A 16,310-nucleotide genomic window follows, 5' to 3' on the forward strand; every position below is an offset into this window, starting at 1 on the left:
TATGTGCAGCGGCAGCGTATGTGCCGACCGAAACAGTCTGCCAACGCCAGGGAGACAAGTCGTGGCTGAGAACATGGCCGTGGTGACAGGGGCCGGCGGTTTCATCGCCGGGCATCTCGTGAAGCGTCTGCTTGCGGAGGGAATGACCGTGCGGGCGGTCGATCGCAAGCCGCTTCACGAGTGGTACCAACGTCACGACCGGGCCGAGAACATCGTCGGTGATGTCTCGCTGCTCGACTGCTGCCACCGGGTCCTGGACGGCGGGGCGGCAGAGGTCTACCACCTCGCCGCGGACATGGGGGGCATGGGCTTCATCGAGAACAACAAGACCGCCTGCATGCTGTCCGTCCTGTCCAGCACGCACATGCTCCTCGCCGCCCGGGACGCGGGAGCAAGCCGCTACTTCTACTCCTCGTCCGCCTGTGTGTACGCCGCGGACCGGCAGACGGACACCGATGTCAGCCCCCTGCGCGAGGAAGACGCGTACCCGGCCATGCCCGAGGACGGCTACGGCTGGGAGAAGCTCTTCAGCGAGCGGATGGCACGCCATTTCCGCGAGGATTACGGGCTGGCCACCCGCGTCGCCCGGTACCACAACGTGTACGGCCCGCACGGAACGTGGACGGGCGGCCGCGAGAAGGCCCCGGCGGCTGCCTGCCGCAAGGTGGCCCTGGCCGTCCTCACGGGCGGCCGCGACGTGGAGATCTGGGGTGACGGCGAACAGACCCGCAGCTTCACCTACATCGACGACTGTGTCGAGGGCACACTGCGTCTGACCCGCAGCGAGCACGCCGACCCGATCAACATCGGCTCGGACCGTCTGATCTCCGTCAACCAGCTGTATGCGATCGTCCAACAGATCGCGGGCACCACGCTGAGGCACCGTCACATCCCGGGCCCGCTGGGCGTGCGCGGCCGCAACAGCGACAACGCCCGTATCCGTAAGGAACTCGGCTGGGAACCACAGCACTCACTGGTCGACGGCCTGGAGACCACCTACCGCTGGATCTACGACCAGGTCAAGGCACAGCTGGAAGGCCGCCCCCACCAGTGCTGACACAGGGAACGAGACCGTTGCAACGTGTCGACGTGCTCGGCGTGGGCATCAGCACGGTCGACCGGGACGCGGCCGTGCACGAGATCGAACGGTGGGTCGACGCAGGTGAGCGCGCCTATGTGTGCGTCACCGGGGTGCACGGAGTCATGGAGGCCCAGCGTGACCCCGCGCTGCGCCGTATCCACAACGCCTCGGGACTGACCGTGCCCGACGGCATGCCGATGGTCTGGGCCGGGCACCGGGCCGGCGCTCCGTGGATGCGACAGGTCCGGGGCGCCGACCTGATGGTGTCGGTGCTCGAGCGGGCACGGCACCGCGGCTGGTCGTCCTACCTGTACGGCGGTGCGGAGGGAGTTCCCGAGCTGCTCGCCCGGAACCTGAGGCGCCGCATCCCCGAGCTGCGGATCGCGGGCTGCTGGTCCCCTCCCTTCCGGCAGCTCACACCCGAGGAGGACGAGGACGTCGTGCGCCGCATCAACGACAGCGGGGCCGACCTCGTCTGGGTCGGTCTGTCGACACCGAAGCAGGAGCGCTGGATGGCCGAGCACCGGGCCCGGCTGACCGCTCCGGCGCTGCTCGGGGTGGGCGCCGCTTTCGACTTCCATGCGGGGCTGAAACCACAGGCGCCCGGTTGGCTGCAGCGCCACGGTCTCGAATGGTCGTACCGCCTCGTGAAAGAGCCCCGTCGGCTGTGGCGACGTTACCTGCGCAACAATCCCGCCTACTTGGCCCGTGTGGCACTGCACCCGCCACGACTGACGGGCGGATCCGTTCGGTCATGAAGGTCGCAGTCGTTCACAGCTTCTACGCGTCGGGCCGCCCCAGCGGCGAGAACGAGGCCGTGCTCGACCAGGTGCGCGCGCTGCGCGCGGCCGGCCACGAGGTGCGGATGTTCGCCGCGCACACCGACGAACTGGCCGGAGCTCCGCTGTACGCGCTGCGGGCCGCCGCCCGCGTGGCGACCGGGCACGGCTGCCATCCCCTGGCCGACATCAGGACGTACGGCCCGGACATCGTGCATGTGCACAACCTCTTCCCCAACTTCGGGCGGGCCTGGCTGCGCGCCTGGGACGGTCCCGTCGTCGCGACGGTGCACAACTACCGGCCCATGTGCGCGACGGCGACCCTCTACCGGCAGGGGACGGAATGCACCAGTTGCCTGGACGGCGACCGCTGGGCGGGACTGCGGCACGGCTGCTACCGGAACTCGCGCACCGCGACGCTGCCGCTCGCCTGGGCGGGCAGGCGGGGTGCGGCGGCCGACCCGGTGTTGGCGCGTGCGGACCGGATCGTGGTGCTGTCCCCCCTGGCCGGGCGGATCTACCGGCGGGCCGGCGTGCCCGCCGAACGCCTGGAACTCATCCCGAACTTCGTCGGTGCACCGCCGGCCGGTGAGGCGGCACCCGACGACAAGGGGCCTTGGCTGGTCGCGGCCCGGCTCACAGCGGAGAAGGGCGTCCTGGAGTTGCTCCGCCGCTGGCCGGACGACGAGCCCCTGGACATCGTGGGCGACGGCGAGTTGATGGCCTCCTGCCGAGCCGCCGCCCCGCCGTCGGTCAGGTTCCTCCACCACCTCGACCGCGGCGAACTCCGCCGACGGCTGCCGTCCTGGCGGGGTCTGGTCTTCTCCAGCCGCGTGTTCGAGGGGGCGGTGCCGCTCGTCTGCATCGAGTCCCTGGCGGCCGGCCTGCCCGTCATCGCCTTCGAGGGTTCGTCAGCCGCAGAGTCCGTGAGGGAACTGGGCACCGGCCTGGTCACGACCTGGCAGGAGCCCCTCGCCCCCGTCCTCGGACAGGCAGCCGCCGTCTTCCCGGACCTGCGGGAGCACTGCCGTAGGGCGTACGCCGATCACTTCACCGAGCAGGGCTGGGTGCGGCGCGTGAATGCGCTGTACGCGGACCTTGTGGGCGCCACGACGCGCGTATGACCGGCGGCGGAACGCACCCGAAGGACATGCGCCCCCCGTCCCCGCCCGGCTCGAGGTCCTGCAACTGCTTCGGAGTCGTTACATGCACACTGTTCTGATCGCCCTGCCGACTCTGGGACGCCGCCCCCTGGGCCCGCTGATGGCGGAACTAGTACGTCAAGCGGCGGAAGCGCGCTCTGCGGGGTACGTGGTCGAGGTCGTGGTGCTGGACAACTCGGCCGATGGGCACTCCGGCGTGCGCGACTGCGCTGCGCGGCACGGCGTCCGTTACCGCCGCGTGGCGCGCCGTGGCTTCGCCCAGGTACGCAACGCGGCGCTGGAGACGGCCGCCGACCATGACGCTCTCGTCTTCGTCGACGACGACGAGATGCCGGCGTCCGGCTGGCTGCGGGCACTGCTGGACGGTGCGGGCACCCATCGAGCGGACGTCGTGTGGGGGCCCGTCCGTGCCGTGGTCCCGGCCGACGCTCCTCGCTGGCTCGCCGGAGGCAGGACACTGCGACCGGAGTGGACCCAGCCGGACGGGCCCCTGATCGGTGTGGCGGCGTCGAACAACACCCTGCTACGCATGGAAGCGGTGCACAGGACGGGGCTGTCCTTCGAGGAGGAGTTCGACAGGTCCGGCGGTGAGGACACCGTGTTCTTCTCACGGCTGGCCGCAGCTGGGGCTCGCATGGTGTGGATCGGGGCGGCCCTGGTGACGGAGAGTCAGGACCTCGATCGGCTCACGCTGAGGGGGCTGGTGGAAAGGTGGCACCGTCACGGTGCCGCCTCCGCGGCCGCGGAGCGGACACTGCGGGGCCGGTGGGGAGCGAGTCTGACCATGCGTCGCATGGCGAGGGTGCCGCGTGGGCTGGCGCGGATCGTGATGAGCGGCGTCGTGCGCGATCCCGCGCGGGCGGCCGGGGGGATCGAGGACTTGGCATTCGCCTGCGGGTGGTGCGCCGCCGCGGCCCGGATCGTGCTCGGCGCGGGGGTCCGCACAAAAGGATGCGGACGAGAGGCGGGTGGCACGGCGTAGCGGGGCTTTCGACGACACGGAGCGCCCGGAGATGCTCGACGAAATGAGGCAGGATGACGGTTTCCGCGATGAATCGTGTGACGGTGGCGATGGCCTTCGTCCGTATGGCGCGTGCCGAGAGCACCCAGTGCCGGGGCCGGCTCGGTGAGGAGCCGGCGCTGGCGTATTTCCGCTGCATGGCCTCGGCGTACGGTTCCGTCCGTCGCTGGAATCCGGACGCCGGCCTGGTACTGGTCACTACGCGGCCGCTGCCAGAGCCGTACGCGGGGCAGTTGGCCCGTATCGGCGTGGAGACTGTGCTGGCGCCGTTCGCGCACCGCCCGCCGAAGGGCCTCGGCAAGGGGTGGGTCAGTTCGCTGTACCACCTGGACGCGATGGAGGCGCTGCGCGGGCGCGGCGGGACACAGGTCTTCATCGAACCGGACCTGCTGTGTGTCCGCCCGCTGGACGACATGCTCGCCACCCTCGGAGACCGGGTCGGGGCCCAGTTCGAGCCCGAGCTGATGCGACCGGAGACGAAGGGATGGGGCTGGTACTGGGACCTGTGCGACGAGATGCACGTGGAACTCGGTGAGAAGACCGGAAGGCACCAGCCGTACAGCGGATCCTTCTACGTCGTTCCCGAGCAGCACGGCCCGGTGCTGCTCGAACGCATCGAGCGGGCCTGGCAGCTGAGCCTGGAGCGGCACCGGCGGGGCAGGCTGGGGTTCTCCACCGACGAGCAGTTCATGAACTATGCACTGCGAGGAGTGCCGGTGGCGGAGATGAGCAGTCATACGCGTGTCATCCCCACCACCCCGTGGCGGCGTTATCTGACCGATAGGGAGACCATCCGGGGTCTGACCCTGTGGAACCTCACCCATGAGAAGGACCTGGGCTTCCAGCGGATGTACGGGGCCGCCGTCGACCCCCGCTCCTGGTTCTGGACGGCGCCGGAGGGCGAATTCCGCGAGCGAGCCGGTGCGCTGATGTCAGCCCTGGGGCCCGTCACTCCCCAGCGCGCAATCCTGAACGCCGTGGGCGGTGCCGTGGAGAAACTGACCACGGACCGTATGCGCCACCGTCTGAAGCCGCTCTACGCGCGGACGGTTCAGCTGTACTCCTCACTCCGGTTCACCTCGTAGGTCCTGACGTCGGGACACCGGTCGTCCCGGAGGGCGGCCGGGGCGCCAGGAACTCCGTGTGGTGCGGTCAGTACGCGCCGGTGCCGGTGACGACGGCCCGCACCGTCCGGCACAGCAGCCCGAGGTCCACGGACGGCGACCAGTTGTCCACGTACCTGAGGTCCAGGGCGACCGTCTCCTCCCAGGAGAGGTCGGAGCGCCCGCTGACCTGCCACAGGCCGGTCAGTCCCGGCTTGACGGCCAGCCTGCGCAGCTCCACCTCGTTGTACCTGGCGACCTCGTCGGGCAGTGGTGGCCGCGGACCGACCAGGGACATGTGTCCCCGCATCACGTTGTACAGCTGGGGCAGCTCGTCCAGGGAGTAGCGGCGCAGCACCCTGCCCACGCGGGTGATCCGCGGATCGCGGCGGATCTTGAACATCCGGCCGTCCTGCTCGTTCGTCCCGGCCAGCTGGTGCCTCAGCCGCTCCGCGTCGGCGACCATGGTGCGGAACTTCACCATGGTGAAGGGCTCTCCGCCGCGGCCGATGCGGGGCTGCCGGTGAAAGACGGGGCCCGCTGAGTCCAGCCGTACGGCGAGGGCCACCGCCACGAACACCGGGGCGAGCAGCACGAGCAGCAGCGCGGCGCCCAGCCGGTCCGTCACCGACTTCAGCAGGGCGGCGAGCCCCCGGCCCAGGGGCGGGGCCACGTTCAGCAGGGTGAGCCCGGCCACGGAGGAGACTCCCACCCGTCGCCCTGCCACCTCGGTCAGACCCGGCACCACCACGAGCGGGCATCCGTCACCGTGCAGGGCCCAGGACAGCCGCCGCAGACGCGTGCCGTTCATGGACGGCCCCGGCACGACGAGGACGACGTCCACGTCGAGCCGCCGGGCCGCCCCGAGTACCGGGGCGGAGTCGCCCGACAGGCGCTGCGGCGGCTGCCGGTCGAGTCGGGCGGCGACCGGGGCCAGTGCCTGCGGTTCCTCGTCCCCGATAGGGCACACCCCGACGACGACGAACTCGTGGTCGGTCCGCCGTGCGAGATGGCTCACCAGGGCGTCGACGGCGTTCGCTTCCCCGATCATCAGGCTCCGGCGCACGGCCAGGCCGTCGCGGCGCCGGGCGGACAGATGACGGTGGATCAGCGCGTGTCCGGCGGCGCTGATCGGGGCGCAGGGCACCAGGGCGGTCAGGGCGAGGAGAAAGGGGGACTCCTCGCCCGTCGCCGCCCGCACCACCGCGAGCAGGCCGACCAGCACCAGCCAGTCCCGCAGCGCGGGGCGGATGGTGTCGCCCTCTCCCAGTCGGCCGGCGGCGTAGCGGGCCCGTGAGGCGCGGACGAGCAGCCAGGTCACGACCGCCACCGCCGCGCATGCCACGGCCTTCCCCCCGTCGACCAGCAGGAAGGCGAGGCCCACCGGCACGGCGGCGCCGGCCGCGTCGCCGAGGACGGCGGCCGGCGCGTACCAGAGGGGCTTGCCGGTGCCACGCCCGGCAGATGGCTGTTTCCGGGCGACCTGGGTCTGGACAGGTCCTGTTACTGGCGCGTGGGGCATGATCTCCCCGAACAGCCACATTCGCCCTCCAAGCTGAACAAAAAGGGACTAACTGAGTGTGTATGGCTGTCCACGGGGAAGCGGGCACGACGCTGAGTCGTACGAGAACTCTCACCCGATGAGCAGATCCCCATGACCAGTGCATGTGCATACGAGCGGGGCCGGGGTCGCGCTCGGCGACCCCGGCCCCTTCGCGGCGTGCGAACGCCACCCGCTCACGGGTTCCGGCTACTTCACGGGCTCCGGCTCCGGCTCGCTCGCCGTTTCCGCCTCGCCCGCAGGGTCGGCCGGCGTCTTGACGGAGTCGAGGAGCAGCTGGGCGACGTCCACGACCTGGATGGACTCCTTCGCCGCCCCCTCGTTCTTCTTGCCATTGACCGAGTCGGTCAGCATGACCAGGCAGAACGGGCAGGCGGTGGAGATGATGTCGGGGTTCAGGGACAGGGCCTCGTCGACGCGCTCGTTGTTGATGCGCTTGCCGATCCGCTCCTCCATCCACATCCGGGCGCCGCCGGCGCCGCAGCAGAAGCCGCGCTCCTTGTGGCGGTGCATCTCCTCGTTGCGCAGGCCCGGGACCTTGCCGATGATCTCGCGCGGGGGCGTGTAGATCTTGTTGTGGCGGCCCAGGTAGCACGGGTCGTGGTACGTGATGATGCCCTCGACCGGGGTGACCGGGATCAGCTTGCCCTCGTCGACCAGGTGCTGGAGCAGCTGGGTGTGGTGGATGACCTCGTAGTCGCCGCCGAGCTGCGGGTACTCGTTGCCGAGCGTGTTCAGACAGTGCGGGCAGGTGGCGACGATCTTCTTCGCGGACTTCGGCTTCTTCGACTCCGGCGTGACGTTGCCCTCGTCGTCCAGCTCCTCGCCGAAGGCCGTGTTCAGCGCGGCCACGTTTTCCATGCCGAGCTCCTGGAACAGGGGCTCGTTGCCCAGGCGGCGGGCGGAGTCGCCGGTGCACTTCTCGTCGCCGCCCATGATCGCGAACTTGACGCCCGCGATGTGGAGGAGTTCGGCGAAGGCCTTCGTCGTCTTCTTGGCGCGGTCCTCGAGGGCACCGGCGCAGCCGACCCAGTACAGGTACTCGACCTCGGACAGGTCCTCGATGTCCTTGCCGACGACCGGGACCTCGAAGTCGACCTCCTTGGTCCACTCCAGGCGCTGCTTCTTGGCCAGGCCCCAGGGGTTGCCCTTCTTCTCCAGGTTCTTGAGCATCGTGCCCGCCTCGGACGGGAACGCGGACTCGATCATGACCTGGTAGCGGCGCATGTCGACGATGTGGTCGACGTGCTCGATGTCGACCGGGCACTGCTCGACGCAGGCGCCGCAGGTGGTGCAGGACCACAGGACGTCCGGGTCGATGACGCCGTTCTCCTCGACGGTGCCGATCAGCGGCCGCTCGGCCTCCGCGAGAGCGGACGCGGGCACGTCCTTGAGAGCCTCGGCCGAGGCCTTCTCCTCGCCCTCCATCGTCTTGCCGCCGCCGGCCAGCAGGTACGGGGCCTTGGCGTGCGCGTTGTCCCGCAGCGACATGATCAGCAGCTTCGGGGACAGCGGCTTGCCGGTGTTCCACGCCGGGCACTGCGACTGGCAGCGGCCGCACTCGGTGCAGGTGGAGAAGTCCAGCAGGCCCTTCCAGGAGAAGTGCTCGATCTGGGAGACGCCGAAGACGTCATCCTCGCCGGGGTCGGTGAAGTCGATCGGCTTGCCGCCGCTCGTCATCGGCTGCAGGGCGCCGAGAGTCGTACCGCCGTCGGCCTCGCGCTTGAACCAGATGTTGGGGAAGGCGAGGAAGCGGTGCCAGGCCACACCCATGTCGGTCTTCAGGGAGACCGTGATCATCCAGATGAAGGAGGTCGCGATCTTCAGGCCGGCGAAGAAGTAGGTGAGGTTCTGGAGCGTGGAGATGTCCATGCCTTCGAACCACGAGACGACCGGGTAGGAGATGAAGAACGAGGCCTCGTAGCCGTCCACGTGGTGCTGGGCGCCTTCCAGGGCGTGCAGCATGAAGATGCAGACGCCGACGATGAGGATGACGCCCTCGACGAAGTACGCCTGGCCGAAGCTGGAGCCGGCGAAGCGGGACTTGCGGCCTGGCTTGTTCGGCTTGCTCAGCTGGCGGATCACGATCAGGGCCAGGATGCCGACCACCGTCATCGTGCCGATGAACTCGACGTAGACGTTGTACGGTGCCCAGTCGCCGATGATCGGCAGGATCCAGTCGGCCTGGAAGAGCTGGCCGATCGCATTGACGATGGTCAGCAGCAGGGTGTAGAAGCCGATCGCCACGAACCAGTGCGCCACGCCGACGACGCCCCAGCGGTTCATCCGGGTGTGGCCGAGGAACTCCTTGACCACGGTGATGGTGCGCTGCACGGGATCGTTGGTGCGGGACCCGGCGGGCACGGGCTGGCCGAGCCTCATGTGGGCGTAGATCTGCAGGAGGGCGCGGGCGAACAGTGCCACGCCGACCACGATCGTGACCAGCGACACGATGATCGCGGCGAGTTGCATTTGGGGGCTCCTCGGGCCTGCGAGGGGTTTCCTTCGATGTACTTCAGGTGTACCGAAGGTGTGATTACTAGGCGGTAACTTATGCAGTCCGTCTGAGACTACCCACTTATCCAGCCGCACTGTAGTGGCGCGAGCGGTGATCTGCGTCGCTGTGTGCCTCCTCCCCGGGCCGGGCGCGGATGCCCTCACTCAGGCCGGGACGAACCTCACACGGAACATTTTGGGCCAGAACTTCCCGGTGATGAGGAACTGGTCCGTTCCGGGTACGGCCGCGATGCCGTTGAGCGCGGAGCCGGGAACGAGTTCGTCCTCGCGCAGCAGACCGGAGGCGTCGATGTCGGCCGTCACCGCGCCGGTGGCCAGGTCGACGCGCACGATCCGGTCGGTGAACAGGACGTTGGCGTACACGGCGGCCCCCACGCACTCCAGCTCGTTGAGTTCCGTCACCGGCCGGCCCCCTTCGGTCACGGTGACCTGGCCCGTCCTCGCCAGCGTGCGGGGGTCGCGGAACGCCAGCCGGGACGAGCCGTCGCTGGTCACCAGTCGGCGCCGGGCACGCTGGAGGCACACCCCCCAGCCGTCGTCCGGGTACGGGACGCGACGCAGCTGGGCGAGCGTCCGGGCGTCGCGTTCGACGGCGATCCGGTTGCGCCAGGTCAGCTGCCACAGGGTCCGCCCGAGCACGGTGATTCCCTCGCCGAACAGCGGCGCGGGCAGCGTCGCGCGGACCGTGGGGGGACGGCCGGCGGGCCCCGCCCGCACCGAGGAGCGGCCGGAGATGCCGGTGCCTTCGTAGAGCGTTCCGCCGGCCATCTCCAGGCCCTGGGTGAACGCCCGCGGGTCGTGCGGAAGCACTTCGAGCACCTTGACCCGCAGCCGCTCCACCCGGTGCGCCGCGGCCCACCGGGCACCCGTGGCCCGGCCCGCCGGATCGTCCAGAGCGCGCTCTTGCGCCGCGCACGACACGAGCAGCAGCACACCCGCGAGCCAGGCTGCCGCGACACGGCGCACGCGCTCAGGCACCGCAGCCACCGCCCGGCTTCACCGTGGCCCGCAGCGGAGTCACGAGGGGCTGCCGCAGCACGGTGGGGGCGTCGTCCGCGTGCGGCTCCGTCAGATGCAGCACCAGGGTGCGGCGGGAGCGGGCGGGCAGCTCCAGGTCCAGCGTGAACACGGAGTGGCCGCGTTCGACGCCGGACGAGAGCAGCACCGGCCGGCCGTCCAGGGTGGCGTCGGTGAGGCCGGCGCCGACCCCGGCGTAGTACGACACGAGGAGCCGGTTGTCGCCAGGCCGGGTGCCGTAGGGCGGAAAGTCCTCCCGCAGCGTGACGTAACCGGGCAGTCCGGAGGCCGGGGCCCGGTTCTCCAGGGTCACGGTCACGGTGACCGGGCGCTCGCCGCCCGGACAGCCGCCCGCCTGCCAGACCAGGCTCCGGTCGAGGTAGTAGTCCAGCTTGGAGCCGGCCGCGTTGTTCACCACCAGGCCCGCGTAGGGGCCGGGGGTGCTGGGGAGTGTGCCCGCGTAGGGGCGCGACTGCAGGAGACTCTGCTCCGCCTCGTGGGCGCTCCACACCTTCAGCCGGTCGTCCCGCTCGGCGTCGTGCAGGGCGAGGAGCAGGGCGGGCAGCAGGTGGACGTCGCTGACGGAGGCGGTCAGCCGACCGGCTGCGGCGCGGGCAGCGTCCACGAAGAACGCCTTGCGGCGGGTGGTGTCGTCGTAGCGCGCGTAGCTGGCCCGCTCGGTGAGGTCCACGACATTGTCGGCGGTGAGTCTGGTGCCGTCGGCCATGCGGGTCGGGCCGGTGGCCCGCAGCAGACGGCTCAGCGTGCCGGGGTCGACGGCGATCGCCCCGTCCACGCGCTCGCCGGTGTGCTCGCGCCACGCCGCGGCCCAGATGCGGGCGGCGTACGGGAAGTGCGGGCTCATGTTGGAGTTGGCCCACACGTGGGTGGGATCGCTGCCCTGGTAGCGGGTGGTGAAATCAGCACCCAGGTCGACACCGGCCTTCACCTTCTCCATCTCGGTGTTGTTGCCGAACCGCTCGAAGGAGAGGTGGCCCCGGTCGGCCCGCAGCACGGCGAAGGCTCCTGGCAAGCCCCCGGTGCCGCGTGCCTCGGCGGTGTTCTGGAACGCGAGGAAGTAACGCCGCTCCCCCTGCGCCCCGAGCATGGAAGGCAGGACGCGGGCCGCGACGGAGGCGTCGGTCATCACCGGGGCGAGCCGGTCGACCTGCCGCACGAGCCGGGCCCGGGCCTGGTCGGCCGCGGGAAGCCAGGTGGACCGGGGCAGGCCGTCCACGTCGTCCCGCACCTCGGCCGTGACGCGTGCGGCCCGGACGACGTCCGGCGCGTGCTTCTGCAACGCCCTGAGGGCCTCGGGCATCCCGCCCCCGCGGCCGTCCGCGGCGGGCAGCGGGAGGGCGCGCAGCAGCGGGGACAGCACGTCGCCGGCCAGCCGGTCCGCCACGTACGCGGCGCCGCGCACGGTCCTGACCGGGTCCCCGAGGAAGGGCAGGGCGGCGGCGGGGTACCAGGCCGGGCCGGTGGTGAGGCGGTGCGCCCGCGCGGCGTGCGCGGCCGCGGACCGCACCGCCTGTTCCCGTAGCCGGGCCGGCACGGGCGCCACACCGGAGGCGGCGCCGGCCGTAGACGCGAAGGTCACCGACCGTCGCAGCGCATCGAGGTCCCGCTGGGCCGCCAACAGCTCGGAGCGGGCGAGCAGTCCGGTGACACCGATCCAGGCGGCGCCTGCCAACGGGAGCGCAAGGGCGGCCAGCAGGGCTGCCCTGAGCGTGCGGCGGCGGCGCGGCGCCCGGTCGCGGGAGCGGCCGGAGCCGGGCACGCGGACGGCGTCCCGGCCGGAGCCGGGACGCCGTGGTACCGCCGTGCTGGTGTCCTGCTCCGTCATGAACTGCGGCGACGGCGCACGGCCAGCATGGTGCCCCCGCCCGCCGCGATCAGACCCGCCGCGGTGCCGCCCACGGCGAGGGCCTTCTCACTGCCGCTGTCGGCGAGGCCGTGGTGGTGGTGCTCGGAGCGCCCCGGCCCTTCCCATCCGGCGTTGTGGCCGTGCCAGCCGTGGCGGTTGTCGTGGCCATGCCTACGCAACACCTTGATTACGGCGGTCACCTCCAGGTGGGGGTTACGTTGTTCCAGTTCAAGGACGTGGTACCCGAGCGCGGCGCGGCGGGGGATGGTCACCCTGCCGGTGACGGTCCCCTGTCCGTTCGTCCTGTACCTGCCCAAAACGACTTCACGCGAGTGGAACTCCAGCACGACCAGGCGGTTGGGGGCGAAGCCCGTGCCACGGAAGGTCAGTGATCCCCCGACCGGCACCGCGGTCGTACTGAGGGTCAGGCTGGGGGGCGTTGGCGGGTACTGCGCGTGGGCGGTCTGCGCTCCCACCAGTGGTGCCGCAACGAACACGGCAGTCGATGCCGCCGATGCCAGCGCAACCCGCCACTTGGGCGATGTCGTCATCGTCTTCACTCTCCTCGGCTCAAGTCCGGGCCAGGCTGCAGCGTCGGCCGTCAACAAGAACTAGATACATGGAATTAATGGGAAATACCGACCTCGACCTACGCGAAGCGGATCAAAAGGAACCGGATGGGGGAGCGCCCCGCTCCTCGATGGCTCAAGCGGATATCCCGGTCAGGTGATCCATCGGATGGGGCAGCAGGGTCGTTTGACGGGCTGTCACAGGGGTGGCTCCCTGGATCGGGGCGGGCGAGTCCCTATGGTCGGCGCCGTGCATAGGGAACAGAACGCCCCCTTTCGGGTGGTTCCCTCGGTCCTATGAGGGGTACAACTTGGATCTCCACGGTTTCCTGAAGGCCCTTGTCAGACGCTGGCCGACCGTCGTGGTCTGCCTGGTTCTCGCGATCGGGGCGGCGCTCGCCGTGACGGGCTTGAGTACTCCCGTCTACGAGGCCAGGACCCAGCTCTTCGTCGCGACCCGCACCGGTGAGGACACCGCCCAGCTCAACCAGGGGCAGAGCTTCTCGCAGGCGCGCGTGCAGTCGTACGCAGAGATCGTGACGTCCCGTCAGGTGACCGGACCCGTGGTGAAGGAGCTGCGGCTGCGCACCACGCCCGAGGAGCTGGCGTCCCGGATCACCGCGCAGGCCCCGCTCAACACCGTGCTCATCGACATCACCGTCAAGGACACCGTGCCCAGGCGTGCGGCGCGCATCGCCAACGCCGTGGCGAAGCGGTTCAGCGCGGTCGTCGAGCGACTGGAGACGCCCAAGCACTCGGCCAAGCGGTCCAGGGCGAGCCGCGCGGACGACGACGTCACGTCGCCGGTCTCCCTGGGAGTCACTCAGGAGGCCGTCGTGCCCGCCGGGCCGATCTCGCCCCGCCCGCTGCTCAACCTGGCCGCGGGAGTGCTCGCCGGGCTGATGCTCGGCGCCGGACTCGTCGTCCTGCGGGAGACCCTCGACACCACGCTCAAGACAAGCGAGGCGCTGGACGAGTTCACCGCGCTGCCGGGACTCGGCACCATCCCGTTCGACCGCAACGCCCCCAGGCAGCCGCTCGTCAGCGCCGACGGGCACTCCAAGCGCGCCGAGGCGTTCCGCAAGCTGCGCACCAACCTGCAGTTCTCGCAGGTCGACGAGCGGCCCCGGATCATCGTGGTGACGAGTTCTGTGCCCGGCGAGGGCAAGACCAACACCGCGGTGAACCTCGCCCTCTCGCTCGCCGAGGCGGGCGTCTCCACCTGTCTGGTGGACGGCGACCTGCGCCGCCCGTGCGTGGCGGCGAGCTTCGGTCTGGTCCAGGATGCCGGACTGACCACCGTGCTCATCGGGCAGGCGCGCGTCGAGGACGTGATGCAGCGGGCCGGCGGCCGGCTCGCGGTACTCGCCAGCGGCGCCGTACCGCCCAACCCCACGGAGCTGCTCGCCTCGGTGCGCATGGAAGAGGTGCTGCGCGAACTGGCGGACACCTACGAGGTCGTGATCATCGACACCGCGCCGCTGCTGCCGGTCGCCGACACGGTCGGACTCGCCTCGCTCGCCCAGGGTGCGCTGCTGGTCGTCCGCGCCGCGCGGACCAGGCGGGACCAGGTGCGCTCCGCCGCGGAGTCGCTGGAGCGCGTGGGTGTCCGCGTCCTTGGCACCGTCTTCAGCATGGCCCCGGTCCCCAAGGGCGGCCGCTACGGCCGCTACGGCACCCACGGGCAGTACGGCGAGCTGCCCGCTCCGCGCATGGCGACGCCGCAGAAGGAGGCCGCCGTGTCGTCGGTGACGCGTCACGCGGGTGGGAAGTGACCCGGGTCCTGTTCGTCTGCACGGGCAACGTGCACCGCTCGCCGCTCGCCGAGCGGCTGCTGGTGGCCAGGCTCCCGCCCGGCTCGGCGGTGCGGCCGGAGAGCGCCGGCACCGAGGCCCGGCCCCGGCCCGGCATGGAGAGCGTTACCAGGGCGGTGCTGGAGGAGCGGGGCGGTGACGGCTCCGGCTTCGCGGCCCGGCCGCTCACCGCGCAGCTCGTCGCGGGTGCGGCACTGGTCCTCGGGCTCGCGCGCGAGCACCGGGAGGCGGCCGTGCGTCTGGCGCCGGCGGCGATGCGGCGCTGCTTCACGCTGAGGGAGTTCGTGCGCCTCGCGGCCCAGGGCGCCGACGAGGAGCTGGAGGCGAAGGGGCCGCGGTGCAGTCGGCGCACCCTTGACAGTGTGGTGGCGGCCGCATCCGCCTGCCGGGGTGCGGCCTCTCCGATCCCGCCGGAAGAGGACGACATCGAGGATCCTTGGGGGAGGCCCCGGCGTGTGCTGTACGGGTGCGCCCAGGAGATCGACGGGGCGGTGAGCAGGCTCGCTCGGCTGCTGGACCGCGGTCAGGAGGGGTGAGCGGGGCAGGATCCCCGGCCGACACCCAGGGTGCTTTCGTGGTTGCCGTGTGGCGCCGGATGAAAGTTGAGTCGGCCTGACTCAGGTCTGTTGACGCCGCGCGGGTCCCTCGTGCATCCTTGAGCCTGTTGCACTCAAGTCAGCTGGAGGAATCGAAATGGCACGTGCGGTCGGCATCGACCTGGGCACGACTAACTCCGTCGTCAGCGTTCTGGAAGGCGGCGAGCCCACCGTCATCACCAACGCCGAGGGCGCCAGGACCACGCCGTCCGTCGTCGCCTTCGCGAAGAACGGTGAGGTGCTCGTCGGCGAGGTCGCCAAGCGCCAGGCGGTCACCAACGTCGACAGGACTGTCCGGTCGGTCAAGCGCCACATGGGCACCGACTGGAAGATCAACCTGGACGGCAAGGACTTCAACCCGCAGCAGATGAGCGCCTTCATCCTGCAGAAGCTGAAGCGGGACGCCGAGGCCTACCTGGGCGAGAAGGTGACCGACGCGGTCATCACCGTCCCGGCCTACTTCAACGACTCCGAGCGCCAGGCCACCAAGGAGGCCGGTGAGATCGCGGGTCTGAACGTCCTGCGCATCGTCAACGAGCCCACCGCGGCCGCGCTCGCCTACGGCCTCGACAAGGACGACCAGACGATCCTCGTCTTCGACCTCGGTGGCGGCACCTTCGACGTGTCCCTGCTGGAGATCGGTGACGGCGTCGTCGAGGTGAAGGCCACCAACGGTGACAACCACCTCGGTGGTGACGACTGGGACCAGCGGGTCGTCGACTACCTGGTCAAGCAGTTCCAGTCCGGTCACGGCGTGGACCTCTCCAAGGACAAGATGGCGCTCCAGCGTCTGCGTGAGGCCGCGGAGAAGGCCAAGATCGAGCTGTCCTCGTCCACCGAGACCTCGATCAACCTGCCCTACATCACCGCCTCCGCCGAGGGCCCGCTGCACCTGGACGAGAAGCTCACCCGGGCGCAGTTCCAGCAGCTGACGGCGGACCTCCTGGAGCGTTGCAAGACGCCGTTCCACAACGTCATCAAGGACGCCGGCGTCTCCGTCAACGAGATCGACCACATCGTCCTCGTGGGTGGCTCGACCCGTATGCCCGCCGTCGCCGAGCTCGTCAAGGAGCTGACCGGCGGCAAGGAGGCCAACAAGGGTGTGAACCCGGACGAGGTCGTCGCCATCGGCGCCTCGCTGCAGGCCGGTGTCCTCAAGGGTGAGGTCAAGGACGTCCTGCTGCTCGACGTCACCCCGCTGTCCCTCGGTATCGAGACCAAG

13 protein-coding genes are annotated in these 16,310 nt (G+C 70.4%); 8 read left to right on the plus strand and 5 right to left on the minus strand.

The window, feature by feature from the left end:
• Nucleotides 1-61: 61 nt before the first annotated feature.
• The 5 genes from ACWDEX_RS31100 to ACWDEX_RS31120 all read left to right on the plus strand — a co-directional run bounded on the left by ACWDEX_RS31100 (nucleotide 62) and on the right by ACWDEX_RS31120 (nucleotide 5,129).
• Nucleotides 62-1,057, plus strand: a complete 996-nt coding sequence (locus ACWDEX_RS31100) for an NAD-dependent epimerase/dehydratase family protein (protein ID WP_450467799.1) — start codon at nucleotides 62-64, stop codon at nucleotides 1,055-1,057.
• Nucleotides 1,058-1,074: 17 nt separating this feature from the next.
• Entirely contained in the window at nucleotides 1,075-1,839 is a 765-nt protein-coding gene (locus ACWDEX_RS31105) for a WecB/TagA/CpsF family glycosyltransferase (RefSeq protein ID WP_450467800.1), read from the plus strand.
• The gene (locus ACWDEX_RS31110) at nucleotides 1,836-2,984 is read left to right on the plus strand and encodes a glycosyltransferase family 4 protein (RefSeq protein WP_450467801.1); all 1,149 of its coding nucleotides are present in this window, start codon (nucleotides 1,836-1,838) and stop codon (nucleotides 2,982-2,984) included. The genes ACWDEX_RS31105 and ACWDEX_RS31110 overlap by 4 nt, the downstream gene beginning before the upstream one ends.
• Nucleotides 2,985-3,066: 82 nt before the next feature.
• The gene (locus tag ACWDEX_RS31115) at nucleotides 3,067-4,005 is read left to right on the plus strand and encodes a glycosyltransferase family 2 protein (protein WP_450467802.1); all 939 of its coding nucleotides are present in this window, start codon (nucleotides 3,067-3,069) and stop codon (nucleotides 4,003-4,005) included.
• A 68-nt stretch (nucleotides 4,006-4,073) separates the two neighbouring features.
• The gene (locus ACWDEX_RS31120) at nucleotides 4,074-5,129 is read left to right on the plus strand and encodes a hypothetical protein (protein ID WP_450467803.1); all 1,056 of its coding nucleotides are present in this window, start codon (nucleotides 4,074-4,076) and stop codon (nucleotides 5,127-5,129) included.
• Nucleotides 5,130-5,196: 67 nt separating this feature from the next.
• On the opposite strand, the gene ACWDEX_RS31125 is transcribed toward ACWDEX_RS31120, so the two are convergent.
• The 5 genes from ACWDEX_RS31125 to ACWDEX_RS31145 form a co-directional block, all read right to left on the minus strand.
• The gene (locus tag ACWDEX_RS31125) at nucleotides 5,197-6,690 is read right to left on the minus strand and encodes a sugar transferase (RefSeq protein WP_450467804.1); all 1,494 of its coding nucleotides are present in this window, start codon (nucleotides 6,688-6,690) and stop codon (nucleotides 5,197-5,199) included.
• A 207-nt stretch (nucleotides 6,691-6,897) separates the two neighbouring features.
• On the minus strand, nucleotides 6,898-9,180 hold the full coding sequence (locus ACWDEX_RS31130) for a (Fe-S)-binding protein (protein WP_450467805.1): 2,283 nt from the start codon (nucleotides 9,178-9,180) through the stop codon (nucleotides 6,898-6,900).
• Between the two features lie 189 nt (nucleotides 9,181-9,369).
• Nucleotides 9,370-10,203, minus strand: a complete 834-nt coding sequence (locus ACWDEX_RS31135) for a glutaminyl-peptide cyclotransferase (protein WP_450467806.1) — start codon at nucleotides 10,201-10,203, stop codon at nucleotides 9,370-9,372.
• Nucleotides 10,196-12,088 (minus strand): DUF4012 domain-containing protein, encoded by a 1,893-nt coding sequence (locus ACWDEX_RS31140; RefSeq protein ID WP_450467807.1) that lies wholly within the window; start codon nucleotides 12,086-12,088, stop codon nucleotides 10,196-10,198. Before ACWDEX_RS31140 ends, ACWDEX_RS31135 begins: the two co-directional genes overlap by 8 nt.
• Complete coding sequence (locus tag ACWDEX_RS31145) at nucleotides 12,085-12,660, minus strand: hypothetical protein (RefSeq protein WP_450467808.1); 576 nt, start codon at nucleotides 12,658-12,660, stop codon at nucleotides 12,085-12,087. The genes ACWDEX_RS31140 and ACWDEX_RS31145 overlap by 4 nt, the downstream gene beginning before the upstream one ends.
• A gap of 329 nt (nucleotides 12,661-12,989) precedes the next feature.
• Here ACWDEX_RS31145 and ACWDEX_RS31150 point away from each other — a divergent pair, with 329 nt between their 5' ends.
• The 3 genes from ACWDEX_RS31150 to dnaK all read left to right on the plus strand — a co-directional run.
• Complete coding sequence (locus ACWDEX_RS31150) at nucleotides 12,990-14,453, plus strand: polysaccharide biosynthesis tyrosine autokinase (protein ID WP_450467809.1); 1,464 nt, start codon at nucleotides 12,990-12,992, stop codon at nucleotides 14,451-14,453.
• Nucleotides 14,450-15,028 (plus strand): arsenate reductase/protein-tyrosine-phosphatase family protein, encoded by a 579-nt coding sequence (locus tag ACWDEX_RS31155; RefSeq protein ID WP_450467810.1) that lies wholly within the window; start codon nucleotides 14,450-14,452, stop codon nucleotides 15,026-15,028. The genes ACWDEX_RS31150 and ACWDEX_RS31155 overlap by 4 nt, the downstream gene beginning before the upstream one ends.
• A gap of 157 nt (nucleotides 15,029-15,185) precedes the next feature.
• Nucleotides 15,186-16,310, plus strand: a 1,125-nt coding sequence (gene dnaK, locus ACWDEX_RS31160; protein ID WP_450467811.1) for a molecular chaperone DnaK, incomplete at its 3' end; no start/stop codon positions are given.

This window comes from Streptomyces sp. NPDC001020, assembly GCF_053599115.1.

Excerpts from the sequence above, each read along its gene's own strand:
- ACWDEX_RS31125 (WP_450467804.1), bottom strand. The coding sequence starts at position 6,690 with ATGTGGCTGTTCGGGGAGATCATGCCCCACGCGCCAGTAACAGGACCT.
- ACWDEX_RS31130 (WP_450467805.1), bottom strand. The coding sequence starts at position 9,180 with ATGCAACTCGCCGCGATCATCGTGTCGCTGGTCACGATCGTGGTCGGC.
- ACWDEX_RS31110 (WP_450467801.1), top strand. The coding sequence starts at position 1,836 with ATGAAGGTCGCAGTCGTTCACAGCTTCTACGCGTCGGGCCGCCCCAGC.
- ACWDEX_RS31115 (WP_450467802.1), top strand. The coding sequence starts at position 3,067 with ATGCACACTGTTCTGATCGCCCTGCCGACTCTGGGACGCCGCCCCCTG.
- ACWDEX_RS31120 (WP_450467803.1), top strand. The coding sequence starts at position 4,074 with ATGAATCGTGTGACGGTGGCGATGGCCTTCGTCCGTATGGCGCGTGCC.
- ACWDEX_RS31140 (WP_450467807.1), bottom strand. The coding sequence starts at position 12,088 with ATGACGGAGCAGGACACCAGCACGGCGGTACCACGGCGTCCCGGCTCC.
- ACWDEX_RS31145 (WP_450467808.1), bottom strand. The coding sequence starts at position 12,660 with ATGACGACATCGCCCAAGTGGCGGGTTGCGCTGGCATCGGCGGCATCG.